The sequence below is a fragment of the Streptomyces sp. FXJ1.172 genome, assembly GCF_001636945.3.
Lineage (GTDB): Bacteria > Actinomycetota > Actinomycetes > Streptomycetales > Streptomycetaceae > Streptomyces.
Window position 1 is genome coordinate 4,172,053 of sequence record NZ_CP119133.2, and the last position, 17,541, is coordinate 4,189,593.

At 69.4% G+C, this 17,541-nt stretch carries 20 protein-coding genes; 3 read left to right on the forward strand and 17 right to left on the reverse strand.

All coding sequences use genetic code 11. The annotated features are described in order from the left end of the window. Positions 1-54: 54 nt before the first annotated feature. Entirely contained in the window at positions 55-1,482 is a 1,428-nt protein-coding gene (locus A6P39_RS18410) for an NAD(P)H-hydrate dehydratase (RefSeq protein ID WP_199841032.1), read from the reverse strand. A 44-nt stretch (positions 1,483-1,526) separates the two neighbouring features. After that, the gene (locus tag A6P39_RS18415) at positions 1,527-1,898 is read right to left on the reverse strand and encodes a holo-ACP synthase (RefSeq protein ID WP_067055800.1); all 372 of its coding nucleotides are present in this window, start codon (positions 1,896-1,898) and stop codon (positions 1,527-1,529) included. A gap of 72 nt (positions 1,899-1,970) precedes the next feature. Here A6P39_RS18415 and A6P39_RS18420 point away from each other — a divergent pair, with 72 nt between their 5' ends. Continuing rightward, on the forward strand, positions 1,971-2,750 hold the full coding sequence (locus tag A6P39_RS18420) for an SDR family NAD(P)-dependent oxidoreductase (protein WP_067055829.1): 780 nt from the start codon (positions 1,971-1,973) through the stop codon (positions 2,748-2,750). Between the two features lie 9 nt (positions 2,751-2,759). Here A6P39_RS18420 and glmS read toward each other — a convergent pair whose 3' ends face one another. Beyond that, positions 2,760-4,607, reverse strand: a complete 1,848-nt coding sequence (glmS, locus tag A6P39_RS18425; RefSeq protein ID WP_079133815.1) for a glutamine--fructose-6-phosphate transaminase (isomerizing) — start codon at positions 4,605-4,607, stop codon at positions 2,760-2,762. Positions 4,608-4,774: 167 nt separating this feature from the next. Between glmS and coaA the strand changes: the two genes are divergently transcribed. After that, positions 4,775-5,764, forward strand: coding sequence for a type I pantothenate kinase (coaA, locus tag A6P39_RS18430; protein WP_067055806.1), 990 nt, complete (start codon positions 4,775-4,777; stop codon positions 5,762-5,764). Between the two features lie 105 nt (positions 5,765-5,869). Here the strand turns inward: coaA and glmM are convergent, their stop codons facing one another. The 3 genes from glmM to rplM form a co-directional block, all read right to left on the reverse strand. Then, on the reverse strand, positions 5,870-7,228 hold the full coding sequence (gene glmM / locus A6P39_RS18435; protein WP_067055809.1) for a phosphoglucosamine mutase: 1,359 nt from the start codon (positions 7,226-7,228) through the stop codon (positions 5,870-5,872). A gap of 173 nt (positions 7,229-7,401) precedes the next feature. Further along, complete coding sequence (rpsI, locus tag A6P39_RS18440; RefSeq protein WP_067055812.1) at positions 7,402-7,914, reverse strand: 30S ribosomal protein S9; 513 nt, start codon at positions 7,912-7,914, stop codon at positions 7,402-7,404. Between the two features lie 42 nt (positions 7,915-7,956). Then, on the reverse strand, positions 7,957-8,400 hold the full coding sequence (gene rplM, locus A6P39_RS18445; RefSeq protein ID WP_067055815.1) for a 50S ribosomal protein L13: 444 nt from the start codon (positions 8,398-8,400) through the stop codon (positions 7,957-7,959). A 298-nt stretch (positions 8,401-8,698) separates the two neighbouring features. Here rplM and A6P39_RS18450 point away from each other — a divergent pair, with 298 nt between their 5' ends. After that, on the forward strand, positions 8,699-9,577 hold the full coding sequence (locus A6P39_RS18450; protein ID WP_067055819.1) for a hypothetical protein: 879 nt from the start codon (positions 8,699-8,701) through the stop codon (positions 9,575-9,577). 20 nt (positions 9,578-9,597) lie between these two features. On the opposite strand, the gene truA is transcribed toward A6P39_RS18450, so the two are convergent. From truA to rplO, 11 genes are all read right to left on the reverse strand, one after another. After that, positions 9,598-10,452, reverse strand: coding sequence for a tRNA pseudouridine(38-40) synthase TruA (gene truA / locus A6P39_RS18455; protein ID WP_275883874.1), 855 nt, complete (start codon positions 10,450-10,452; stop codon positions 9,598-9,600). A 92-nt stretch (positions 10,453-10,544) separates the two neighbouring features. Beyond that, complete coding sequence (gene rplQ, locus A6P39_RS18460; protein ID WP_067045310.1) at positions 10,545-11,039, reverse strand: 50S ribosomal protein L17; 495 nt, start codon at positions 11,037-11,039, stop codon at positions 10,545-10,547. Between the two features lie 128 nt (positions 11,040-11,167). Beyond that, a complete protein-coding gene (locus A6P39_RS18465; RefSeq protein ID WP_003966937.1) occupies positions 11,168-12,190 on the reverse strand; it encodes a DNA-directed RNA polymerase subunit alpha in 1,023 nt (340 codons plus the stop codon). Positions 12,191-12,344: 154 nt separating this feature from the next. Continuing rightward, entirely contained in the window at positions 12,345-12,749 is a 405-nt protein-coding gene (rpsK, locus tag A6P39_RS18470; protein ID WP_003956432.1) for a 30S ribosomal protein S11, read from the reverse strand. A 66-nt stretch (positions 12,750-12,815) separates the two neighbouring features. Continuing rightward, complete coding sequence (rpsM, locus tag A6P39_RS18475; protein ID WP_020135802.1) at positions 12,816-13,196, reverse strand: 30S ribosomal protein S13; 381 nt, start codon at positions 13,194-13,196, stop codon at positions 12,816-12,818. Between the two features lie 195 nt (positions 13,197-13,391). Then, a complete protein-coding gene (gene rpmJ, locus A6P39_RS18480; protein WP_003998809.1) occupies positions 13,392-13,505 on the reverse strand; it encodes a 50S ribosomal protein L36 in 114 nt (37 codons plus the stop codon). Positions 13,506-13,564: 59 nt separating this feature from the next. After that, the gene (gene infA, locus A6P39_RS18485; protein ID WP_003948620.1) at positions 13,565-13,786 is read right to left on the reverse strand and encodes a translation initiation factor IF-1; all 222 of its coding nucleotides are present in this window, start codon (positions 13,784-13,786) and stop codon (positions 13,565-13,567) included. 140 nt (positions 13,787-13,926) lie between these two features. Beyond that, positions 13,927-14,763, reverse strand: a complete 837-nt coding sequence (map, locus tag A6P39_RS18490) for a type I methionyl aminopeptidase (RefSeq protein ID WP_067045313.1) — start codon at positions 14,761-14,763, stop codon at positions 13,927-13,929. Between the two features lie 101 nt (positions 14,764-14,864). Continuing rightward, complete coding sequence (locus A6P39_RS18495; protein WP_067045316.1) at positions 14,865-15,527, reverse strand: adenylate kinase; 663 nt, start codon at positions 15,525-15,527, stop codon at positions 14,865-14,867. Continuing rightward, positions 15,527-16,840 (reverse strand): preprotein translocase subunit SecY, encoded by a 1,314-nt coding sequence (gene secY, locus A6P39_RS18500; protein WP_067045320.1) that lies wholly within the window; start codon positions 16,838-16,840, stop codon positions 15,527-15,529. The genes A6P39_RS18495 and secY overlap by 1 nt, the downstream gene beginning before the upstream one ends. A gap of 244 nt (positions 16,841-17,084) precedes the next feature. Further along, a complete protein-coding gene (gene rplO / locus A6P39_RS18505) occupies positions 17,085-17,540 on the reverse strand; it encodes a 50S ribosomal protein L15 (protein ID WP_030745257.1) in 456 nt (151 codons plus the stop codon). Between the last annotated feature and the right edge of the window lies 1 nt (position 17,541).

Consider the following 17,541-nt stretch of genomic DNA (forward strand, 5'->3'; position numbering starts at 1 on the left):
CGTTGGACACGTACGCGGCCGAGGAGCCCGCCCCCTCCCGGCCCGCGCCCCGGTTCAGTCCCGCACGTCCCTCCAGGCCTGCGGGATCCGCGCCGCGATGTCATGCGCCCCCGCCGGCGCCCCCGCCGAGGCGAACCGGCCGGCCAGGCCGTGCAGATACGCCGCCGTGCTCCCCGCGTCCAGCGCCGGCAGCCCCGCCGCCAGCAGCGACCCGGCGAGGCCGGACAGCACGTCACCGCTGCCCGCCGTGGCCAGCCAGGACGTCCCCGTGGCGTTCACCCGCACCGCCCCGCCGCCGGCATCGGCCACCAGCGTCGTGGAGCCCTTCAGCAGCACGGTCGCCCGGTACACCGCCGCCAGCTCCCGCGCCGCGGCCAGCCGGGCCCCCTCGACCTCCTCCCGCCGTACCCCCAGCAGCGCGGCCGCCTCCCCGGCATGAGGGGTCATCAGCGTCGCGGCCGTGCGTCCCCGCACCGCGTCCCGCTCGGCCAGCCGCAGCCCGTCCGCGTCGAGCAGCACCGGCACGTCCGTCCCGAGCACCTCGGCCACGGTCGCCGCGTCGTCCCCGGCACCCGGCCCGGCCACCCAGGCCTGCACCCGCCCCGCCTGCACCGGCCCCCGGTCGGACACGAGCGTCTCCGGGAACCGGGCGATCACCGCGTCCCCGGCGGGACCGACGTACCGCACGGCCCCCGCACCGCCGCGCAGCGCCCCGGAGACGGCGAGCACCGCGGCCCCCGGATAGCGGGCGGAGCCGGCCGCGATGCCGACCACCCCGCGCCGGTACTTGTCGCTCTCCGCCCCCGGCACCGGCAGCAGCCGCGCCACGTCGGCGTGCTGCAGGGCCTCCAGCTCGCCCTCGCCGGGCAGCTCGAGTCCGATGCGGACCAGCCGTACGACCCCGGCGTACTCGCGCGCCGGATCGATCAGCAGCCCGGGCTTGTACGCGCCGAAGGTGACGGTGAGGTCGGCCCGGACGGCGGCCCCGCGCACCTCCCCGGTGTCGGCCTCGACCCCGCTGGGCAGGTCCACGGCCACCACCGCGGCACGGGAGCGCCCGGCCGCCTCGGCCAGGGCCGCCGCCCCGGGCCGCAGCCCGCCCCTGCCGCCGATCCCGACGATCCCGTCCACGACGAGATCGGCCCGCTCGACCAGTTCCCCGGCCGAGTCGCCGGCCACCGCGCCGCCCGCCCGCCGCAGGGCCGCCAGTCCCCCGGCGTGCGCCCGCTCGGGCGCGAGCAGTACGGCCGTGACGCCGGCCCCGCGCCGGGCCAGCCGCGCCCCGGCGTACAGCGCGTCCCCGCCGTTGTCCCCGCTGCCGACGAGCAGCACCACCCGGCTGCCGTACACCCGGCCGAGCAGGTCCGCGCAGGCCGCGGCCAGTCCCGCGGCGGCCCGCTGCATCAGCGCGCCCTCCGGCAGCCGTGCCATGAGGGCCCGCTCGGCCGCCCTTACCGTCTCCACGCTGTACGCAGTACGCATGGCACCGAGTCTGCCCCGCCACCCCCGCCCGTCACACCCGGGCCTCACCCCTCGGCGACCACCACCGCCGAGGCCACGCCCGCGTCGTGACTCAGCGACACATGCCAGGAACGCACGCCCAGTTCCGCCGCCCGGGCGGCCACCGTCCCCTGCACCCTGAGCCGGGGCCGCCCGCTGTCCTCGACGTACACCTCGGCGTCGGTCCAGTGCAGCCCGGGCGGCGCCCCCAGGGCCTTCGCCAGCGCCTCCTTGGCCGCGAACCGGGCCGCGAGCGAGGCGATGCCCCGCCGTTCCCCGCTGGGCAGCAGAAGCTCCGACGCCACGAACAACCGGCCGGCCATCCCGGGGGTGCGCTCGAGCGACGCCCGGAACCGGTCGATCTCGGCGACGTCGATCCCCACTCCGATGATGCTCATGCCGGGCAGCCTACGGCCGGGCGGCGGGAATACCCTGTGCGGCACCGGGCGCGTGCCCTCTACGCTGCGGTCATGACGTCCCAGGCCTATCTCTGCGACCTGTTCGCGCTGGACGACCGCACCGCGCTGGTGACCGGGGGCAGTTCCGGCATCGGCCGGGCCATCGCCGGGGCGCTGGCGCGGGCCGGTGCCAAGGTGGTGATCGTGGCCCGCGGCAAGGAGCAACTGGCCGAGACCGTCGATGAGTTGACGGCCGCGGGCGCCCGGGTGGCGTGGGTCGCGGGCGACTTGGCCACCCGCGCCGGGGTGCGGGCGGCGGCCGAGGAGGCCGCCGGTGTCTTCGGGGAGCCGGACATCCTCGTCAACTGCGCCGGGATCAACCTCAGGCCGCCGATGGGCGAGCTGGGCGAGGACGTGTGGGACACCACCATGGCCGTGAACCTTCAGGCACCCTTCCTGCTCGGGCAGCGGTTCGGGCCCGGCATGGCGGAGCGCGGCTTCGGCCGCATCATCCACATCTCCTCCCAGCAGGCCCACCGCGCCTTCGTGCACAGCGGTGCCTACGGCGTCTCCAAGGGCGCGCTGGAGTCCCTGGCCCGCTCGCAGGCCGAGGCCTGGTCGCCGTACGGCGTCACCGTGAACACGCTGGTGCCGGGCTTTGTGATGACCCCGCTGAACGAGCGGCTCTCCCGCGACCCCGAGCAGGTGGCCGCCCTGGCCGCGCGCACGATGACCGGCCGCAACGGCCTCGCCGAGGACTTCGAAGGCGCGGCCGTCTTCCTCGCGAGCCGCGCCTCCGCCTATGTCACCGGCCAGTCCCTCTTCGTCGACGGCGGCCTTTCGGTGCACTGAACCGGATGCCTACTCCACCGTGACCGACTTCGCCAGGTTCCGCGGCTGGTCCACCTCGTTGCCCCGCGCGGTGGCCAGCTCGCAGGCGAAGACCTGCAGCGGCACGGTCGCGACCAGCGGCTGCAGCAGGGTCGGGGTGGCCGGGATGCGGATCAGGTGGTCGGCGTAGGGGACGACCGCCTCGTCGCCCTCCTCCGCGATCACGATCGTGCGCGCCCCGCGGGCCCGGATCTCCTGGATGTTGGAGACGATCTTGTCGTGCAGGACCGACCGGCCGCGCGGCGACGGTACGACCACCACCACCGGCACGTCCTCCTCGATCAGCGCGATCGGCCCGTGCTTCAGCTCGCCCGCCGCGAAGCCCTCGGCGTGCATGTAGGCGAGTTCCTTGAGCTTCAGGGCGCCTTCCAGCGCCACCGGGTAGCCCACGTGCCGGCCGAGGAAGAGCACGGTGTTCTTCGACGCCAGCGTCCGCGCGAGCGCCCGTACCGGCTCCATCGTCTCCAGGACCCGCTCGACGTCCTCGGAGATCCGGGAGAGGTCCTTGATCACGGCCTGGATCTCGTCGCCCCACTTGGTGCCCCGCACCTGGCCCAGGTACAGCGCGACCAGGTAGCAGGCCACCAGCTGGGTCAGGAACGCCTTGGTGGAGGCCACGGCGACCTCGGGCCCGGCGTGCGTGTACAGCACCGCGTCCGACTCGCGCGGGATGGTCGAGCCGTTGGTGTTGCAGATGGCCAGCACCTTGGAGCCCTGCTCCCGGGCGTGCCTGAGGGCCATCAGCGTGTCCATGGTCTCGCCGGACTGGGAGATGGCGATCACCAGGGAACGGCCGTCCAGGATCGGGTCCCGGTAGCGGAACTCGCTGGCCAGCTCCACCTCGCAGGGGATCCGCGTCCAGTGCTCGATGGCGTACTTGGCGATCAGGCCGGCGTGGAAGGCCGTACCGCAGGCGACGATGACGACCTTGTCGATCTCGCGCAGCTCGGACGGGGAGATCCGCACCTCGTCCAGGGTCAGCGAACCCGAGGGATCGATCCGGCCGAGGAGCGTGTCGGCGACCGCCTTCGGCTGCTCGGCGATCTCCTTGAGCATGAAGTAGTCGTAGCCGCCCTTCTCGGCGGCGGAGGCGTCCCAGTCCACGTGATAGCTGCGGACCTCGGCCGGGCGGCCGTCGAACCCGCTGACCGTGACGCCGTCGCGGCGCAGCTCCACCACCTGGTCCTGGCCCAGCTCGATCGCCGAGCGGGTGTGGGCGATGAACGCGGCGACGTCGGAGGCCAGGAACGCCTCGCCCTCCCCGACGCCCACCACGAGCGGCGAGTTCCGCCGCGCGCCCACGACCACGTCCGGCTCGTCGGCGTGCACCGCGACCAGCGTGAACGCGCCCTCCAGCCGCCGGCACACCAGCCGCATGGCCTCCGCGAGGTCCGCGCAGGAGGAGAACTCCTCGGCGAGCAGATGGGCGACCACCTCGGTGTCCGTCTCGGAGGTCAGCTCATGGCCCCGCTCGGCCAGTTCGGCGCGCAGGACGGCGAAGTTCTCGATGATCCCGTTGTGGACGACGGCGACGCGTCCCGCGTTGTCGAGATGCGGATGGGCGTTGCCGTCGGTCGGCCCGCCGTGCGTGGCCCAGCGGGTGTGGCCGATGCCCGTCGAGCCCGCCGGCAGCGGCCGCTCGACCAGTTCCTTCTCCAGATTGACCAGTTTCCCGGCCTTCTTCGCGGCGGCCAGCCCGCCGTCCGCCAGCATGGCGACGCCCGCCGAGTCGTACCCCCGGTACTCCAGTCGCTTCAGCCCGGCCATCACGACATCGAGCGCCGACTGCGATCCCACGTAACCCACGATTCCGCACATGCGCCGCAGCCTACGGCCCGGAAAGCGCCCGAACAGGCCTCCGCCTGCCCGAAATCGGAAATTCCCACCGTCGTACGAAGGCCTCCGAAGGCCCTCTTGCGCGGAGGTGTGCGTGCGCGTGACGGACCCCACCCACCGCCGGGTTCAAACTCCGTTAACAATGGAATGTGATCTCACCGGTCTCCTCGATCTCCCGGAGCGCCCACCGGCACAGGCCGGAGGCGACTCCCTACGTCGACCTCACCCGCGCCGAGTGGAGCGCGCTGCGCGAGAAGACGCCGCTGCCGCTCACCGCCGAGGAGGTGGAGAAGCTGCGCGGCCTGGGCGATGTCATCGACCTCGACGAGGTGCGCGACATCTACCTCCCGCTCTCCCGGCTCCTCAACCTCTACGTCGGCGCCACGGACGGACTCAGAGGGGCACTGAACACGTTCCTCGGCGAGCAGGGCTCCCAGTCCGGCACCCCGTTCGTCATAGGCGTCGCCGGCTCCGTGGCCTGCGGCAAGTCCACCGTCTCCCGTCTCCTGCAGGCCCTGCTCTCCCGGTGGCCGGAACACCCCCGGGTCGAACTGGTCACCACGGACGGCTTCCTCCTGCCCACCCGGGAACTGGAAGCCCGCGGCCTGATGTCGCGGAAGGGCTTCCCGGAGTCCTACGACCGCCGGGCGCTGACCCGCTTCGTCGCCGACATCAAGGCGGGCAAGGACGAGGTCACGGCCCCCGTCTACTCCCACCTGATCTACGACATCGTCCCCGACCAGCGGCTCACCGTCCGCCGCCCCGACATCCTGATCGTCGAGGGCCTCAACGTCCTCCAGCCCGCCCTGCCCGGCAAGGACGGCCGCACCCGCGTCGGCCTCGCGGACTACTTCGACTTCAGCGTGTACGTCGACGCGAGCGCCGAGGACATCGAGCGCTGGTACCTCAACCGCTTCAAGAAGCTGCGCCAGACCGCCTTCCAGAACCCGGACTCGTACTTCCGCAAGTACACCCAGGTCTCCGAGGAAGAGGCCCTCGACTACGCCCGCACCCTGTGGCGCACGATCAACAAGCCCAACCTGATCGAGAACATCGCCCCCACCCGGGGCCGGGCCACCCTCATCGTCCGCAAGGGCCAGGACCACAAGGTCCAAAGACTGAGGCTCCGGAAGCTGTAGGCGCCCCGGAGGGACGCGGGGAACTGCGCGACGGGCCACGGACGGCCCGCAGCCCGAGACGCGCGGTTCCCGGCACCCGGAACCGGGAACCGGGAACCCGGCAGATCATCCGAGCGCAGACTTCACGGCGTCGGCCAGCCGCCCGGCGACGGACCGCGCCTGATCGATGTCCGCGGCCTCGACCATCACCCGCACCAACGGCTCGGTACCGGAAGGCCGCAGCAACACCCGCCCGGTCTGGCCGAGTTCACGCTCGGCCTCGGTGACAGCAGCGGCGAGGTCGGCCGAGGTGCGCACCCGTGACTTGTCCACGTCCGGCACGTTGATCAGCACCTGCGGCAGCCGCTCCATCACGGACGACAGCTCCCGCAGCGAACGTCCGGTCTGCGCGACCCGAGCGGCAAGCAGCAGCCCGGTCAGCGTGCCGTCACCGGTGGTCGCGTGGTCGAGGATGATCACATGCCCGGACTGCTCGCCGCCGAGGGCGTACCCGTGCTCCTTCATCTCCTCGAGCACATACCGGTCACCGACCGCCGTCTGCACGAGCCGGATCCCGGCCCGTTCCATCGCCAGCTTGAAGCCGAGGTTGGACATCACGGTGGCCACGACCGTCCCGGCCCGCAGCTCGTCGCGCTCCCGCAGCGCCAGCGCGAGCACGGCCAGGATCTGGTCGCCGTCGACCTCCTCGCCGGTGTGGTCCACGGCCAGGCAGCGGTCGGCGTCACCGTCGTGCGCGATGCCGAAGTCCGCGCGGTGCTCCACGACCGCGGCCTTCAGCTTGTCGAGGTGGGTCGAACCGCACCCGTCGTTGATGTTGAGCCCGTCCGGCTCCGCGCCGATCGTGACGATCTCGGCGCCCGCCCGGGAGAACGCCTCCGGCGAGACCCCCGAGGCCGCGCCGTGCGCTTCGTCCAGAACGATCTTCAGCCCGTCGAGCCGGTTGGGCAGGACGGACAGCAGGTGGCCGACGTACTGCTCGAAGCCCTCGTCGTACGAGCGCACCCGTCCGACCCCGGAACCCGTCGGCCGCTCCCACGGCTCGCCGTGCCGGTGCGCCTCGTACACCGCCTCGATCCTGTCCTCCAGGTCGTCGGCGAGCTTGTGGCCGCCGCGGGCGAAGAACTTGATGCCGTTGTCCGGCATGGCGTTGTGGCTGGCGGAGAGCATCACGCCCAGGTCGGCGCCGAGCGCACCGGTCAGGAACGCCACCGCGGGCGTCGGCAGCACGCCGACCCGCAGCACGTCCACACCGGCGCTCGCGAGGCCGGCGACCATGGCGGCCTCCAGGAACTCCCCGGACGCGCGCGGGTCCCGCCCGACCACCGCCGTCGGCCGGTGGCCCTCGAAGGTACCCGCCTCGGCCAGCACGTGCGCCGCGGCGACGGAGAGGCCGAGTGCCATCTCGGCGGTCAGATCCGCGTTGGCGACACCGCGCACGCCGTCCGTACCGAAGAGTCGTCCCACTTGTCCTCCCGAGGAAACTTCCGATCACACAAGCCTTCGAGCGTCTTGTGTCGTTATACGCCCTTGACTGGGATAAACGAACGCCCCGACAGCACATGTGGCGTGCCGCCGGGGCGTTCGGAGTACGTGCGGGCCGGTAAGCACCCGTATACGTACGAGCAGGCAGCTGGCGATTAACGCTTGCTGTACTGCGGGGCCTTGCGGGCCTTCTTCAGACCGGCCTTCTTGCGCTCGACCGCACGGTCGTCGCGCTTGAGGAAGCCGGCCTTCTTCAGCGGGCCGCGGTTGTTGTCGACGTCGGCCTCGTTCAGCGCACGGGCGACACCGAGACGGAGCGCACCGGCCTGACCGGAGACACCGCCACCGGCGATGCGGGCGATGACGTCGTAACGGCCTTCCAGCTCGAGCACCTTGAAGGGCTCGTTGACTTCCTGCTGGTGCACCTTGTTCGGGAAGTAGTCCTCGAGGGTGCGGCCGTTGATCTTCCACTTGCCGGTGCCCGGGACGATCCGGACACGGGCGATGGCGTTCTTGCGGCGGCCCAGGCCGGCGGCCGGCTGGGGCTCACCGAAACGCGAGGCGAGGGACTCGGAGGTGTACTCACCCTCCAGCGGCACCTCGGACTCGGTGGTGTAGCTGTCGATGTCAAGCTCTTCGAGCGGCTGCTCGGCAGTGGTCTCGGCCACGATTCTCCTCAGATTCTCTTCAGTCTTAGGGGGTGGCCGGACTTACTGCGCGACCTGGGTGATCTCGAACGGCACCGGCTGCTGGGCAGCGTGCGGGTGCTGGTCACCCTTGTAGACCTTCAGCTTCGAGAGCATCTGACGGCCCAGGGAGTTCTTGGGGAGCATGCCCTTGACGGCCTTCTCGACGGCCTTCTCGGGGTTCTTGTCGAGCAGCTCGTCGTAACGGACGGAGCGCAGACCACCCGGGTAGCCGGAGTGGCGGTACGCCATCTTCTGGGTCCGCTTGTTGCCGGACAGGTGCACCTTGTCGGCGTTGATGATGATGACGAAGTCACCAGCGTCGACGTGCGGCGCGTAGATCGGCTTGTGCTTGCCCCTCAGAAGGGTCGCTGCGGTGGTGGCGAGACGGCCCAGGACAACGTCCTGAGCGTCGATGACGTGCCACTGGCGCGTCACATCGCCGGGCTTGGGGCTGTACGTACGCACGGTTCGTAGCCTTCGCTTCGAGTGAATGGTCCTGAACAGGTCACCGAAACGATCACGACAGCCTTGACCGCACCGCGGTGACGCAAACCGCGTGCTGGTCGCTGGTCATCGGCCCGGTGGACCGGTGTAAGGGCCCGTCCCGTGAGAATGAGCAAGCCAATACACAACGAAGAAGCAGGTTACCTGCAGGGCCCCGGACGGGTCAAAACGACGCTCTTCCCGCTCACTCCGGCGGACAAACGTGGCATGCCGCCGCACGCGCTCCGACGCCCCCGGTACCCCGTCTAAGATGCGCCCCATGAGTTACGGGCAGGGGGGACCCCAGTCTCAGTGGGATCCCTGGAAACCGCATTCCCAGCAGCCCTGGAGCAGCGGCGGTGACGACGGGACCCCGGACTGGGCCGCGCTCGCCGAGGCCTCCGAGACCCGCAACAAGCGTCGCAAGCTGCTGTTCGTGGGCGGCGGCGCGATCGCCACGATAGCCGTCGGCACCGCCGTGGCCATGGCCGTGGTGTCCGCGAACGGCAGCAACAACGCCTCGGGCAACCCGACCAACCTCCCCGCCAACGCCACCGTGCCAAGCGGCTCGGCCACGCCGTCCTTCGCGCCCACCAGCGCCCCGCCGCCGCTGGACCCGAGGGAATTCATATCCAGCGCCGCGAAGGACAAGGCCCCGATCAGCGCCGGCACCCTCTTCCCCGGCACCCAGCTGACCATGGGGAACACGGTGTACAAGAAGGGCGCCACGGCCGACACCGCCAACTGCGCCTCCGCCGCCGGCGGCAAGCTGCCGCAGATCCTCACCGCGGGCCACTGCACCCGGCTGATCCGCGCGACCTACAGCGGTGGCGGCGGCATCGCGGTCACCGTCGGCGTCGCCCTCTTCGACGACCAGGCCCAGGCGACGAAGGTCAAGTCCCAGGCCGCCAAGAACGCCATGGTGCGCTCCCTGCCCGGCAACGGCGTCAAGGACTTCTGCAACGCCGCGGTCTGCCTGACCACCGCGAACGCCGTCGGCCGCTACGCCTACTTCACCACCGTCGGCTTCACCGACGGCAAGAACGTCACCAACAAGGACTCGAAGGTCTTCAACGTCGGCAACGACCTCCAGCAGTTCACCTTCAACCAGATCTACCGCCGCGGCCAGGCCCAGGCCTCCGCGGCGGCGAACCGGTAGCCAGTGCCCCAACAGGGGCACTAGCAGCACCCCGCCGACGGAAGCGAGCGCTTGTTCCGCGCCTCCTTGCTGCGCGCGGCCAGCAGCTCGTCGGCGGGGTAGCCGACCTCCTCCAGGGTCAGCCCGTGCGGCCGTACGACATGGACGGCGGAGTCCCGCACCCCGGCGGCCAGCACCTTCCCCGGCCACTCGGGACCGCGGTGGCCGTCCCCGACGAACAGCAGCGCACCGATCAGCGAGCGCACCATGTTGTGGCAGAAGGCGTCGGCGCGGACGGTGGCCGTGATGATCCCGTCCGAGCCCTTCACGAGGCTCAGCTCCTGAAGGGTGCGAATGGTGGTCGCGCCCTCCCGCTTCTTGCAGTACGCGGCGAAGTCGTGCTCGCCGAGCAGCGCCCGCGCGGCCTCGTTCATGGCGTCGACGTCGAGCGGCCAGTCGTGCCACAGCACGTGGCCCCGCAGCAGGGGGTCCACTCCCCCGGGGTTGTCGGTGACCCGGTAGGCGTACCGGCGCCAGACCGCCGAGAAACGGGCGTTGAAGCCGCTGGGCGCCTCCCTGAGGGCCCACACCCGCACGTCCCTGGCCAGCCGCCCGGCGAGCCGCTTGAGCAGCTTGTCGTGGTGCTCACGCCAGACCTGTTCGGGCAGATCGACATGGGCGACCTGTCCCCGGGCGTGCACCCCCGCATCGGTCCGTCCGGCGACCGTCAGCTCGTACGTCTCCCGCGACCGGGTCACCGTACGCAGCGCGTCCTCGATCTCCCCCTGCACGGTCCGCCGGCCGCCGGCCTGCTTGGCCCAGCCGTGGAAGTCGCTCCCGTCGTAGGACAGGTCGAGGCGGACACGGACGTAACCGGGCTGTACTTCGTCACTCACGGAACAGATCCTCTCAAGGCAGTGCCCTTTCAAAAAACGCGAAAGCGGGCCCGCCCCGAAGGGCGGACCCGCTTCCCGCGTCAGGCAGAGCCTCAGGCGTCCTTCGACTCCTCGGCAGCGGCCTCCTCGGCCGGCGCCTCGGTGGTCTCGGCAGCCTTGGCCTCCTCGGCCTCCTTGACCGCACGCTTGGTGGCGGCCTCGGCCTCGCCGGTCGCCTGCTGCGCGACCGTCAGCGCCTCGACCAGCTCGATGACAGCCATGGGCGCGTTGTCGCCACGGCGGTTACCGATCTTGGTGATGCGGGTGTAGCCACCGGGACGGTTCTCGTAGCGCGGGCCGATCTCGGTGAAGAGCGTGTGGACGACGCTCTTGTCCGTGATGACCTGGAGCACCTGACGGCGGTTGTGAAGGTCGCCCTTCTTCGCCTTGGTGACCAGACGCTCGGCGTACGGGCGCAGGCGGCGGGCCTTCGCCTCGGTGGTGGTGATACGGCCGTGCTCGAAGAGCGCCTTCGCGAGGTTCGCGAGGAGCAGCTTCTCGTGCGCGGCGCTGCCGCCCAGACGGGCACCCTTGGTGGGCTTCGGCATTTCTTTCTCCTGTGTGTCTGCCCCGGCCGTGTCAGGTACCGGGGTCAGTATCCGAGCAGACGGTTGTCCGTCGGAGATCCGGGTGCCTGTTGCCAGGCACCCGGAAGGGGATCACGCCCAGTACCGGATCAGTACTGCTCGGTCTCCACAAAGCCCGCGTCCGCGTCGTCGTCGGCGCCGAAGGCGTCGGCGGCGGCGGTCGGGTCGAATCCGGGCGGGCTGTCCTTGAGGGCCAGGCCCATGCCGGCCAGCTTCGCCTTGACCTCGTCGATGGACTTCGCACCGAAGTTGCGGATGTCCAGGAGGTCGGCCTCGGAGCGCGCGACCAGCTCACCCACGGAGTGGATGCCCTCACGCTTGAGGCAGTTGTAGGAGCGGACGGTGAGCTCCAGCTCCTCGATCGGCAGCGCGAGGTCGGCGGCCAGGGCGGCGTCCGTGGGGGACGGGCCCATGTCGATGCCCTCGGCGTCGATGTTCAGCTCACGGGCGAGACCGAACAGCTCGACCAGCGTCTTGCCGGCGGACGCCATGGCGTCACGCGGACGCATGGCCTGCTTGGTCTCGACGTCGACGATCAGCTTGTCGAAGTCGGTGCGCTGCTCGACACGCGTGGCCTCGACCTTGTACGTGACCTTCAGAACCGGCGAGTAGATGGAGTCGACCGGGATACGGCCGATCTCCTGGCCCACCTGCTTGTTCTGCACAGCGGAGACGTAACCGCGACCGCGCTCGACGGTCAGCTCCATCTCCAGCTTGCCCTTGCCGTTGAGGGTGGCGAGGACGAGGTCGGGGTTGTGCACCTCGACACCGGCCGGGGGCGCGATGTCGGCGGCGGTGACCAGGCCCGGGCCCTGCTTGCGCAGGTACATCACGACCGGCTCGTCGTGCTCCGAGGAGACGACCAGCTGCTTGATGTTGAGGATCAGGTCGGTGACGTCCTCCTTGACGCCCGGCACGGTGGTGAACTCGTGCAGGACACCGTCGATGCGGATGCTGGTGACAGCAGCGCCGGGGATCGACGACAGGAGGGTACGGCGGAGAGAGTTGCCGAGGGTGTAGCCGAAGCCCGGCTCCAGCGGCTCGATCACGAACCGGGAGCGGAACTCGTCGACGACCTCTTCGGTCAACGAGGGACGCTGAGCGATCAGCATGTGTGGATCAGATCCTTCATTCGTGGACGCCCGCTATTTGACGTCCGACGGAAACCGCACCCTGTGAGAAGCGCGGGTACTGCAAGGGTACGGGCGATACGGCCCATTTACGGAGCCGTACCGCCCGAAAATCCTCAGCCCAAGCGGCCGTGCGTCAGACGCGGCGGCGCTTCGGCGGGCGGCAGCCGTTGTGCGGGGTCGGGGTGACGTCCTGGATGGAGCCGACCTCGAGGCCCGTGGCCTGCAGGGAGCGGATCGCGGTCTCACGACCGGAACCCGGGCCCTTGACGAACACGTCGACCTTGCGCATGCCGTGCTCCTGGGCGCGGCGGGCAGCCGACTCGGCGGCCATCTGCGCGGCGAACGGCGTGGACTTCCGGGAGCCCTTGAAGCCGACGTGGCCGGCGGAGGCCCAGGAGATCACGTTGCCGGACGGGTCCGTGATGGAGACGATCGTGTTGTTGAACGTGCTCTTGATGTGCGCGTGGCCGTGAGCGACGTTCTTCTTTTCCTTGCGGCGCACCTTCTTGGCAGCGCCCTGACGACCCTTGGGGGGCATCTATAACTCCTACGGGAGGTGGTCGGTCCTACAGCGAAGACCGCTGGACGGCGAGTCCGCTGCGGACTACTTCTTGCCCGGCTTCTTCTTGCCGGCGATGGCGCGACGCGGGCCCTTGCGGGTGCGGGCGTTGGTGCTGGTGCGCTGACCGCGGACGGGCAGACCGCGACGGTGGCGCAGACCCTGGTAGCAGCCGATCTCGACCTTGCGGCGGATGTCGGCCTGGATCTCGCGACGGAGGTCACCCTCGGTCTTGATGTTGTTGTCGACGTACTCACGAATCGCGACGAGCTGCTCCTCGGAGAGGTCGCGAACGCGGGTGTTCGGGTCGATGCCGGTCTCGGCCAGCGTCTGCTGCGAGAGCGTCCGGCCGATGCCGAACACGTAGGTGAGGGCGACCTCCACGCGCTTTTCGCGCGGGATGTCAACACCGGAAACGCGTGCCATTCAATGGCTCCTGGTGATCTTCGGAGGTCTTCCGCAGAACCGGCTCCCGGCCGCCGTACGAGGTACGAACCGGGTCCCCGGCCTCCGAACCGGGGGTGTCGAGCCGCTCGCGACGGCTCGGGTCCTGCGTATGAACAAATTCAGCTCGCGTCGCGCGAATCTCTGCGATAGAGGTGCAGAGGGTGAGGTCGTGCGTCAGCCCTGGCGCTGCTTGTGGCGCGGGTTCTCGCAAATGACCATGACCCGGCCGTGACGGCGGATCACCCTGCACTTGTCGCAGATCTTCTTGACGCTCGGCTTGACCTTCATGGGATTGAGGTTCTCCGGGTCAGTGCCACCACCCCGCGTGAGCGGGATGCGGGCAAGATCTACTTGTAGCGGTAGACGATCCGGCCACGCGTCAGGTCGTACGGAGACAGCTCCACCACGACCCGGTCGTCAGGGAGGATGCGGATGTAGTGCATACGCATCTTGCCGCTGATGTGTGCCAGGACCTGGTGGCCGTTCTGGAGCTCGACCTTGAACATGGCGTTCGGCAGAGACTCGACGACAGTGCCCTCGATCTCGATGGCACCTTGCTTCTTGGCCACGCTTCGCCCTTCGAATCGACTACCTTGATCGACTCTCCTGCGAGCATGCGGACATGCGGGTGCACGAGAGCCGACGAGTCAGTCTACGTCGGCGCACCCTGAAAGGCGAATCGAGGAAGTCTGCCCTACGGGGGAGATCACTAAGCCAGCGGGTCCGGCGCAGCCGTGATGCCGTGCTCCGCCAGCTTCGCCTTGCCGCCGTCGGGGGCGGTGAGGACCAGCGGGCCCTGTTCCGTCAGCGCCACCGAGTGCTCCCAGTGGGAGGACCAGGTGCCGTCCGTCGTGATGACCGTCCAGTCGTCCGAGAGGACCTCGGTGCGCGGGGTGCCGAGGGAGACCATCGGCTCGATCGCGAGGCAGAAGCCGGGGACCAGCTTGGGGCCCTTGCCGCGGCGGCGGTCGACGTAGTTCAGCAGGTGCGGGTCCATGTGCATCTCGGTGCCGATGCCGTGGCCGCCGTAGTCCTCGATGATCCCGTACTTGCCGCCGCCGGGCCTCGGCTGGCGGCGGATGCACGTCTCGATCGCGCGGGAGACGTCGACCAGGCGGCTGCCCTGCTTCATGGCCGCGATGCCGGCCCACATGGACTCTTCCGTCACCCGGGACAGCTCGACCAGCTCCGGGGCGTGACCGGAACCCACGAAGGCCGTGTAGGCCGCGTCGCCGTGCCAGCCGTCGATGACCGCGCCGCAGTCGATGGAGATGATGTCGCCGTCCTTCAGCACGACCTCGTCGGAGGGGATGCCGTGGACGACCACGTCGTTGACCGACGTGCAGATCGTGGCGGGGAAGCCGCCGTAGCCCAGGAAGTTCGACTTCGCGCCGTGCTCGGCGAGGACCTTGCGGGCGACCTCGTCCAGGTCCTTGGTGCTGGCCCCGGGCACCGCCGCCTCACGGGTGGCCGCGTGGATGGCGGCTACGACCAGGCCCGCCGCACGCATCTTGGCGATCTGCTCGGGCGTCTTGATCTGCACCATGGGGGCCTGCGCTCTCCGTCACTCACGTCGACTGGGATACCGGTACAACACTACGGCCGCGGCACCCGGGAAGGGCACCGCGGCCGGAAAGGGCCGTGACTCTACTGCTCGGCCTTCTCGCGCTTGAGGGCCTCCAGCGCCCGCTGCGTGATCTCGTCGACGGGGCCCAGGGAGGAGATCGTCACGACCAGGCCCTGCGCCTTGTAGTAGTCGATGATCGGCTCGGTCTGCGTGTGGTAGACCTCCAGCCGGGTGCGGACGGTCTCCTCGCGGTCGTCGTCGCGCTGGTACAGCTCACCGCCGCAGACGTCGCACACGCCCTCCTTCTTCGGGCGGCTGTACGTCACGTGGAACACGTGGGAGGAGTCGTTGCGGCAGATGCGCCGGCCGGCGATGCGCTTGACGACCTCGTCCTCCGGGACCTCCAGGTCCAGGACGGCGTCCAGCTTGATGCCCTCGGTCGTCAGCAGCTCGTCCAGCGCCTTGGCCTGGTCCACGTTCCGCGGGAAGCCGTCCAGCAGGAAGCCGTTCTCGGCGTCCGGCTGCTCCATGCGGTCCTTGGCCATGTCGATGGTGACCGAGTCCGGCACCAGCTCGCCGCGGTCCATGTAGGACTTGGCGAGCTTGCCCAGCTCGGTCTGCTGGCTGATGTTGGCCCGGAACAGGTCTCCCGTGGAGATGTGCGGGACGGCCAGCTCCTTGGCGAGCCGGACGGCCTGCGTTCCCTTACCGGCACCGGGCGGCCCGACGAGGACGATACGCATCAGCGGAGGAACCCTTCGTAATTGCGCTGCTGGAGCTGGCTCTCGATCTGCTTCACCGTCTCGAGACCGACACCCACGATGATCAGGATGCTGGTCCCGCCGAACGGGAAGTTCTGGCTTGCCCCAAAGCCCACCAACGCCATTGTCGGTACGAGAGCGATCAGACCCAGATACAGCGAACCCGGCCAGGTGATCCGGTTGAGCACATAGCTGAGGTACTCAGCGGTCGGTCGGCCAGCCCGGATGCCCGGGATGAAGCCACCATACTTCTTCATGTTGTCGGCTACTTCCTCGGGGTTGAAGGAGATAGCGACGTAGAAGAACGCGAAGAAAACGATGAGCAAGAAGTACAGAGTGATGTAAATCGGGTGGTCACCCTTGGTCAGGTTCTGGGTGATCCAGGTCTTCCAGCCCGACTTGCCCCCCGCGAACTGCGCCACGAGCGCCGGAATGTAGAGCAGCGAGGAGGCGAAGATGACAGGAATCACACCTGCCTGGTTCACCTTCAGCGGGATGTACGTGGACGTACCGCCGTAGGAACGACGGCCGATCATGCGCTTCGCGTACTGCACCGGGATGCGGCGCTGGGCCTGCTCGACGAAGACGACGAGCCCGACCATGACCAGGCCGATCAGGATGACCGTGCCGAACTCGATCCAGCCGCCGGCCAGGGTGCCCTGCTTCTTGATCGCCCACAGCGCGGACGGGAAGGTCGCGGCGATCGAGATGAACATCAGGATCGACATGCCGTTGCCGATGCCGCGGTCGGTGATCAGCTCACCGAGCCACATCACGACGCAGGTGCCGGCGGTCATGCAGACGACCATCGTGATCGTCGTGAAGATCGCCTGGTCCGGAACGATGCTCGAGGCGACCGAGCAGCCGTTGAACAGCGCGCCGCTGCGGGCGGTGGCGACGAGGCCGGTGCCCTGGAGGATGGCGAGCGCCACGGTCAGGTACCGGGTGTACTGCGTGATCTTCGCCGTGCCGGCCTGGCCCTCCTTCTTCAGGGCTTCCAGGCGCGGGATGACCACGGTCAGCAGCTGAAGGATGATGCTGGCCGTGATGTACGGCATGATGCCGAGCGCGAAGACCGTGATCTGCAGCAGCGCGCCGCCGCTGAACATGTTCACGAGGCCGAACAGGCCCTGGTTGGCCCCCGCCTCGCTCACACACTGCTGGACGGCCTTGTAGTTGACGCCGGGGATCGGGATGTGGGTGCCGACCCGGTAGACCACGATGATGGCCAGCGTGAAGAGCAGCTTCTTGCGCAGGTCGGGCGTCCTGAACGCCCGGGCGAACGCGGTGAGCACGGTGCCTCCTGCGACCCCCGCGCAAGTGCGTCAAGGGTGACGGTCTTGAGAGTCCAATGGAACAACGACATGGATAACGGCCAACTGCCGCTCAGGGTGCCCCATGGGGAGCGCCCAATGAAAGTGGGCAGTGCTGGCCACCTTACCGGCGAGAGCACCCCCCTAGGAACGACCGACCGGGGATACCCCATATGTGGGGTATCCCCGGTCGGGATCGTTCACGTCATCGAGGGACCTGAGGGACTCAGACCAGCTCGGTGACCGTACCGCCGGCGGCGGTGATCTTCTCCTTGGCGGAGCCGGAGACGGCGTCGACCGTCACCTGCAGCGCCACGGAGACCTCGCCCTGGCCGAGGACCTTGACGAGGCTGTTCTTGCGAACGGCACCCTTGGCCACCAGGCCCTCGACGGTGACCTCGCCACCCTCGGGGTACAGCGCGGCCAGCTTGTCGAGGTTCACGACCTGGTACTCGGTCTTGAACGGGTTCTTGAAGCCCTTCAGCTTCGGGAGGCGCATGTGCAGCGGCATCTGGCCACCCTCGAAGCGCTCCGGAACCTGGTAACGGGCCTTCGTACCCTTGGTACCACGACCGGCCGTCTTACCCTTCGATGCCTCACCACGACCGACACGGGTCTTGGCGGTCTTGGCACCGGGGGCCGGACGGAGGTTGTGGATCTTGAGCGGGTTCTGCTCCGCCATG

Coding starts and splice junctions, on each gene's coding strand:
- rpsK (WP_003956432.1), bottom strand. CDS start 12,749: ATGCCCCCCAAGGGTCGTCAGGGCGCTGCCAAGAAGGTGCGCCGCAAG.
- glmS (WP_079133815.1), bottom strand. CDS start 4,607: ATGTGCGGAATCGTGGGTTACGTGGGATCGCAGTCGGCGCTCGATGTC.
- rplO (WP_030745257.1), bottom strand. CDS start 17,540: ATGGCGGAGCAGAACCCGCTCAAGATCCACAACCTCCGTCCGGCCCCC.
- A6P39_RS18410 (WP_199841032.1), bottom strand. CDS start 1,482: ATGCGTACTGCGTACAGCGTGGAGACGGTAAGGGCGGCCGAGCGGGCC.
- rplQ (WP_067045310.1), bottom strand. CDS start 11,039: ATGCCGAAGCCCACCAAGGGTGCCCGTCTGGGCGGCAGCGCCGCGCAC.
- A6P39_RS18420 (WP_067055829.1), top strand. CDS start 1,971: ATGACGTCCCAGGCCTATCTCTGCGACCTGTTCGCGCTGGACGACCGC.
- A6P39_RS18415 (WP_067055800.1), bottom strand. CDS start 1,898: ATGAGCATCATCGGAGTGGGGATCGACGTCGCCGAGATCGACCGGTTC.
- A6P39_RS18450 (WP_067055819.1), top strand. CDS start 8,699: ATGAGTTACGGGCAGGGGGGACCCCAGTCTCAGTGGGATCCCTGGAAA.
- rpmJ (WP_003998809.1), bottom strand. CDS start 13,505: ATGAAGGTCAAGCCGAGCGTCAAGAAGATCTGCGACAAGTGCAGGGTG.
- A6P39_RS18465 (WP_003966937.1), bottom strand. CDS start 12,190: ATGCTGATCGCTCAGCGTCCCTCGTTGACCGAAGAGGTCGTCGACGAG.
- rpsM (WP_020135802.1), bottom strand. CDS start 13,196: ATGGCACGCGTTTCCGGTGTTGACATCCCGCGCGAAAAGCGCGTGGAG.
- map (WP_067045313.1), bottom strand. CDS start 14,763: ATGGTGCAGATCAAGACGCCCGAGCAGATCGCCAAGATGCGTGCGGCG.
- A6P39_RS18495 (WP_067045316.1), bottom strand. CDS start 15,527: ATGCGTATCGTCCTCGTCGGGCCGCCCGGTGCCGGTAAGGGAACGCAG.